The organism is Nostoc cf. edaphicum LEGE 07299 (assembly GCF_015207245.1).
GTDB lineage: Bacteria > Cyanobacteriota > Cyanobacteriia > Cyanobacteriales > Nostocaceae > Nostoc > Nostoc edaphicum_B.
This window is the reverse complement of sequence record NZ_JADEXF010000255.1, coordinates 1-6009: the sequence shown is the minus strand read 5'-3', so window position 1 is coordinate 6009 and position 6009 is coordinate 1. Positions and strand designations below refer to the sequence as shown.

The 6009-nt window shown below is 42.1% G+C and carries 5 protein-coding genes; all 5 read right to left on the bottom strand.

All coding sequences use genetic code 11. From position 1 onward, the window contains the following. Window positions 1-168: 168 nt before the first annotated feature. Window positions 169-678 carry a hypothetical protein gene (locus IQ229_RS09750; RefSeq protein WP_194043242.1) on the bottom strand — a complete coding sequence of 170 codons (510 nt, stop codon included), beginning with the start codon at window positions 676-678 and terminating at the stop codon, window positions 169-171. 278 nt (window positions 679-956) lie between these two features. Beyond that, the gene (locus IQ229_RS09745; protein WP_099099288.1) at window positions 957-1334 is read right to left on the bottom strand and encodes a hypothetical protein; all 378 of its coding nucleotides are present in this window, start codon (window positions 1332-1334) and stop codon (window positions 957-959) included. A 456-nt stretch (window positions 1335-1790) separates the two neighbouring features. Then, window positions 1791-4004, bottom strand: a complete 2214-nt coding sequence (locus tag IQ229_RS09740; protein WP_194043241.1) for a TolC family protein — start codon at window positions 4002-4004, stop codon at window positions 1791-1793. Between the two features lie 103 nt (window positions 4005-4107). Next, window positions 4108-5670, bottom strand: coding sequence for a circadian clock protein KaiC (gene kaiC, locus IQ229_RS09735; RefSeq protein WP_194043240.1), 1563 nt, complete (start codon window positions 5668-5670; stop codon window positions 4108-4110). Window positions 5671-5746: 76 nt separating this feature from the next. After that, on the bottom strand, window positions 5747-6009 hold a 263-nt coding region (gene kaiB, locus IQ229_RS09730), incomplete at its 5' end, for a circadian clock protein KaiB (RefSeq protein ID WP_194043239.1).

The following is a 6009-nucleotide window of genomic DNA, read 5'->3' as shown; positions in this document are numbered from 1 at the left end:
GCTATAACTATCCTGATTCTAGCTTTAATTCCCATTTCTACGGTTCTTGTCAGATTGGGTTAGCCTTTCTACTGAAGATTTGTTTGCGATCGCAGCGGCTTACGCTATCTTCCAAGAAGAGGAAAGTAACTCAAGCCGCTGTGTCGCGATCTGTAAACTATGATTTATTCAATACACAGTATTTGTGTCGGCATAACCTTGGATATTTTCTGGATCGAACTGACGTAATATTTTGGTTGCTTGGCGAGTAAGAGTTTCAGAACCTTGAACAGCTACTAAATATTTACCTGCATCTAAGCGGTTGCGATAAGGTAAAGCATCACCACCACCTACAAGTAAACCGACTCCGCCACCGACAAACACACCACCCATCGCACCACTAGCAGCACCCAGCAGTCCACCAACAATGTGATTGCCAACTTCACCCGCCCAGGCAAAAGTATCTAAACCAGTAATGAGGCTGAATGTAAAACCTGCAAAAAAGCCAAATGGTATCAGCCAGGTTGCCATCAGTTTTGCTTGTTTTTTAGCTTGGTCTTTGGGGTCAATTAAACCAAACTCGTCAGCCGTTTTATACCCCCTCCCCAAAATAGTACTGTTTATGCCTTCTTTTTCTAAAGCTAAATAAGCAGCTTCGGCTTGAATGCGGTCTGGTAATACGGCAACAAGGTAATTCATTGATTTTACAATTTGTCTAATAGAAGTTTTGCCTTAATTAACAGCGTATCAGTCCTGGTCGATTCAACCTCGTATGACTAGAAGTCACACACCTGAATTACTTCAAGACTTACATCAGGGTTAGCAGGCTCACATCTTGCACCAAAGCACTGAAAGGACTACACAAACGCAGTGGGTAGTCCGCCTGCACGGACTAAGGTTATTAAGGGTTTTGAAGCCGCTTTGCCTCTATGTTCGAGTAGCCGCAATTTTAATCGTGAGATTAAAATGTGGGCCGATCATTTTAGCAAATCTAGTGGCTCACAAAAATTGTTTACGCCTTGCTTGAGGACATATAGCAAAACTGGCGTTGCCAAAATCTTAGGAAATGTCGGCGTTGTTTTTAAATGTTCCATCATCTTCTGAAGAGAAGTATTAAGCAAATCTTCTCGATATTCTTGTTCGCAAATGACCACACGCCATTTTCTAGCCAAGGCATCTAACCACTCGGAATTTGCTCTTTCTGGCTGTTGTCCTGCTCGGATAGCTAGCGTCATCGCTGCATCTTCCAAATCTCCATCACAGTCTTCAATCAAATCCAGCGCTTCCATATCGCTAGGATCGTCTGCCAATTGAGAGCGAAACTGTGCAATTTCTTGAGATGTTACTTTAGTCATGAGTCTTTGACAAGGCAAGCGATACCTACGGCGGTAAACTACGAACACTCAGTTATGTTAGTCCAAATTTGACTATAGCGCTTCTCTGTTAAGTCCAATACAGACCTCACAAAAACAACTCCTTCTCTACGACTTCTCCCTAACCCTCTTTTCAGAGGAGCGAAAAAAGTTTTGTTACCGGAAGAATTAGATAAAACACGTCTACTTTGAAAACCGTAGTTTTTTCTTTTTATCCTTTAGCGATCGCTAAAGAATTTCTAAAAAATCACAATTTACAATACTGCCTTTTGGACTAAAAAGCCTCAATTATTCAGTAAATACACTGAATAATTGAGGCTTTTAGTTAGCTTTTTATCATAAACCTACTGAACTCTGTAATTCCCTGATAGCAGGTGCAAAGTGCATTACAAAACACAACAGCAGTCAAAAGTATTGATTCAGTCATGTTTCAGCTAATTAGCGGAATGCTCTGAGGGTAACAGACCGTTGTAAATCAGCTAAAGCACGGTTGTAATCCAAAATTGCTGTGACTCGATTACCTTCAGCTTGTGTGAGGTCATTTTCAGAGTTAATGACATCAGTTTGAGTACCTACACCAGCTTGGAATCGCAAACGCGCTAAACGTAGAGCTTCCCTAGCTTGTTCTAAAGCGGTATTAGCGGTTTGAACATTCTCCAAACTAGATTGCTGGGTAGAATAGGCTTGTTCTACCTCAAAGCGAATTTGGTTGCGCTGTTGAGCAAATTGAGTTTCTGCGATCGCAATATTAGCTCTTTCTTGAGCTGCTCTTGCTCTTGCTGCTCCGCCATCAAACAAATTTAGGGTTGCCCTAACTCCGAATGAATAACCATCAGTAACGCTGACATTATCATCGAACTGGTCTAGCAGGTTATAGCTAGCGACCAAACTAACTTGAGGCCCCAGTTCCGCAAGAGCTTGCCTACGCTGTTGCTCGCTAATATTACGTTGTGCTAACTGCTGTTGCAATTCTGGACGATTTTGATAAGCCAACACAATACTTTGTTCTAGGGTTGGGTTCCAAAGACCAGCTAATTGTACAGGGTCAGCGGCACTGATATTTATTGCTTGCGGCAAACTTATCCGAGTTGCTAATTGACGACGGGAAATTGTCTGCTGGGATCTAGCATTAGTTAAATTTTGTTGGGCATTTGCTAAATTCACCTGCGATCGCAACACATCGAACCGCGTACCAACCCCAGCTCGCTCTAAAGCTTCTGCATCACGCAAACTAGCTTCAGAGTTCAGCACAGCCGATTGGGCAATCCGTACTTGTTCATCTGCTTGTTGCAAATTGTAGTAGTCTCTGGCAACATTCAGACGGATTGTCTCAGACTGAGTTTCTACAGCCAACTCGCCGAAACGTACCTGTTCTTCAGCCGCTCTGATGCTAGCTTGCACTCTCCCAGAAGTATAAAGGTTATATGAAAGTTGTGCTTGACCAGAAAAAGATGTACTGGGTTGATCTCGGTTAGATAGCAAGCCATTTCGCCCGTTTACTTCATCCTCAAGCTGACTGCTAGCAGACTGACTACGAGTCAGATCCGTGCTAACTCCCAGAGTGGGCAATAAAGCAGCTTGCTCCGCTCGTAGAGCCGCTCGATTGCGTTCTAGCTCCAATAAAGACACCTGTAGATCGCGATTATTACGCCGTGCCAACTCCAGAGCCTGCGCCAAAGTAATCGGCTGATTTCCTTGAAGTTGCACCTCCTCCGGTTTGGTGGGAAATTGTAGTGGATTTGAGTTAGGAATCAGGTTCTCTGGAATTTGCACCGGCCCTGACGGCACAGGAGTTACATTTCCTGGCACAGTAGAAGGTTGCACCGAACCTCCTGGTGCAGGAGTTACGGTTCCTGGTGCAGTTAAAGTTGGCGTCGAACCCTCTGGTACAGGAGTTACAGTTCCTGGCGCAGTGATTGGCGTCGAATCTGTCGGAATCGTGGTATTACTTTGAGCCAAGCGGCCAATAGCGTTTTGTCGTAAGCAGGTGCTTGAGGTTAGTAGCACAGCCAAGGAGCCAGTTTTGCTTTTGCTCAACTCCTGTGGACACCTCTGCGCTGACAACAGTTTTGCTGCTCCTGCACCTGTAGCTGAAGTTTGTAAAAATGTTTGCAACTGAGTAACAGTATTTATCTTTTGAACCACTGGCTGCTGTGCAGAAGACAGGGACAAAATTTCTTTTTGGACAAAAAGGGGTTTTGAAGTGTAGTTGGGAACTACTCTCTTCTTTAATTTCTGCCCATCAGCGCTTGAATTACTCTGTTTTTGGTTCTTTTGAGCTTGGGAAGGATTAGAGGTAGGTGTTAAACTGAAAAATCTACCTTTATCTTTCTTAAGTAGTTGTTTTATTGGCACAACAGTATTTTCAGCCGTAAATACGGGAATACTGTTATTACTTAAAGGTTTCATACTAAGTTTAGTAAAACCCAAAGTAGGTACTAGGGTTGGAACACTAACATTTGCACTATTAGGCAGTTGCCTATTTATGGTGTCCACAACCAAGCCTTGACCATAAGTAGAAGTCAAAACACTAGGAGAAGACGCCAGTTGTACCCCAGTTAGTTTCGCAGTACCAGCCCAAGCAGGCTGAGTTGTTAAAACTGCTGCCGTTACACCAGGTAAGAAGCTATAAAATAATTGCTGTCCTTTCACCGCATCCCTCACACGAAAATCAATCTAGCGGCAGAAAACCTTTCTTCACCACAGAATATAGCACGATACTAAACTTAGGAAAGAATATACTACGATACTAAATTTAGGGTTCGGAACTCTGTTTGTCTTCAAAACGTCTAACAATGCGAGAAAGTTCCGCCTTTTCATCGATACTAACGCGAGTAGGAGCACCGCTGATAATCCGTTCGTAGTTTCGGAAAGAATCTTTGATTTCGGGCCCGTCAGCAGTAATATTATACTCACGAATGCCTTTATCATGCCAAGACCCGCGCATTTTGAATACGTTAATTGCCCGCGACATTTCTCCGCGAATTTCTACGTACTGTAACATTAAAATTGTATCGGTAATCGTGGAAATATGAGAATCAGTAATCGAATGCGCTCCCAGAAATTGGTCGGTTGTGTTGGTAAAGAAACCAGTAATTTCTTCTTGTTTAGCATAACCTGTCACACCAATTACAAACTGCCGAAATGCGTTATTCGTAACTCCTCGAGCTAGTGCTGATAGAGAATCAATAGCAATCCGAGCGGGTTTGAAAATAGCAATTTCTGATTTAATAATTTGTAAGTGGTCTTCTAAACCAGTTGATTCAGGATAGGTACAGATTATTTTGAGTAAACCTTGATGTTCTAATTCTTCAAAATCAATTCCCCAAGAGGAAGCATTACGAGATAATTGGGCGCGTGATTCTTCATAAGCGAATAATATCGCCTGTTCTCCATTCAGGCAGCCATCTTGAATAAATTTACTTACTAATAGGGTTTTGCCAGTACCTGTGGCTCCTGTTGCCAAAATAATTGAATCTTTAAAGAAACCACCACCGCACATTTCATCTAAGGTTTTGACACCAGAAGATACCCTGATATTAGAGGAACGTTGAGTTAAGCGCATTGCTCCCAGTGGGAAGATGTTAACTCCTTCATTAGTAATCGTGAAGGGATACTCGCCTTTCATGTGAGTTGTGCCACGCAATTTGAGAATTTCAATTGTGCGGCGGCGGCGTTCTCCTTCTAAAGCGTTGCGAACAATTACTACATTATCGGAAACAAATTCTTCCACACCAAAAGAGGCAACAGGCCCATATTCTTCACTACGTTCAGTGGTAATTAAAGTTGTGACACTCAGTAGTTTGAGACGTGCTACTAAACGAAAAATTTCGCGTCGCACTACTCCCATCGCTTCATACTGCTGAAATACCGCTGTTATTGAGTCGATTGAAACTCGTTTAGCTTTGTATTTGCGGATGGCATATTGTAAGCGTTCAATGAGTGCAGAAAGGTCAAAATTTCCAACGATATCTTGGCCTTCTGGATCGGGAGATGCATCAAGAATAAACAACTTGCCTTCTTCGATTAAGCGGGGCAAGTTCCAACCAAAAATATTGGCATTTTTAATAATATCACTCGGTGATTCTTCAAAGGTTACAAATACTCCTGGTTCATCAAAGTAGGTGATACCGTTATAGAGAAATTGAAGAGAGAATAACGTTTTACCTGTGCCGGATGTACCACTAATCAAGGTAGTTCTACCAATTGGTAAACCACCATGACTAATATCGTCAAACCCTTCGATCATCGTCCGAATTTTTTCGACACCCCTAATTATTGGTGGTTTTTTTGGTTCTACTTGCTCGTTTTGACTCATTGCTTGATAACAAAAGGGTATTAAAACCTGTTTTTTTATTACTAAATTTTGGACTCAATTTTTTATGATTAGAAATTTACTCTTCAAAATCTTCTTCACTCAGTTCTTCATAGAGCAAATCCAATCCAATCAACACTCTTTCTCTATCTGAAAGATCCCCAATAAGTTTGCGAACGGGTGGAGGCAAAATTTTAGATAATGTTGGTGTGGCCAATATTTTATCTTCTTCCGCCAGTTGCGGGCTTTTCAGTACATCAATCACTTTTAAAGCATAAACTCCTTCAAACTCCTGTTCTAAAATATCTTTGAGTGTTTTTAATGCCCGGACTGAATTAGGAG

What these genes read in the sequence shown, in the direction of transcription:
- IQ229_RS09750 (WP_194043242.1), bottom strand. Translation starts at nt 678, where the DNA reads ATGAATTACCTTGTTGCCGTATTACCAGACCGCATTCAAGCCGAAGCT.
- IQ229_RS09745 (WP_099099288.1), bottom strand. Translation starts at nt 1,334, where the DNA reads ATGACTAAAGTAACATCTCAAGAAATTGCACAGTTTCGCTCTCAATTG.
- kaiC (WP_194043240.1), bottom strand. Translation starts at nt 5,670, where the DNA reads ATGAGTCAAAACGAGCAAGTAGAACCAAAAAAACCACCAATAATTAGG.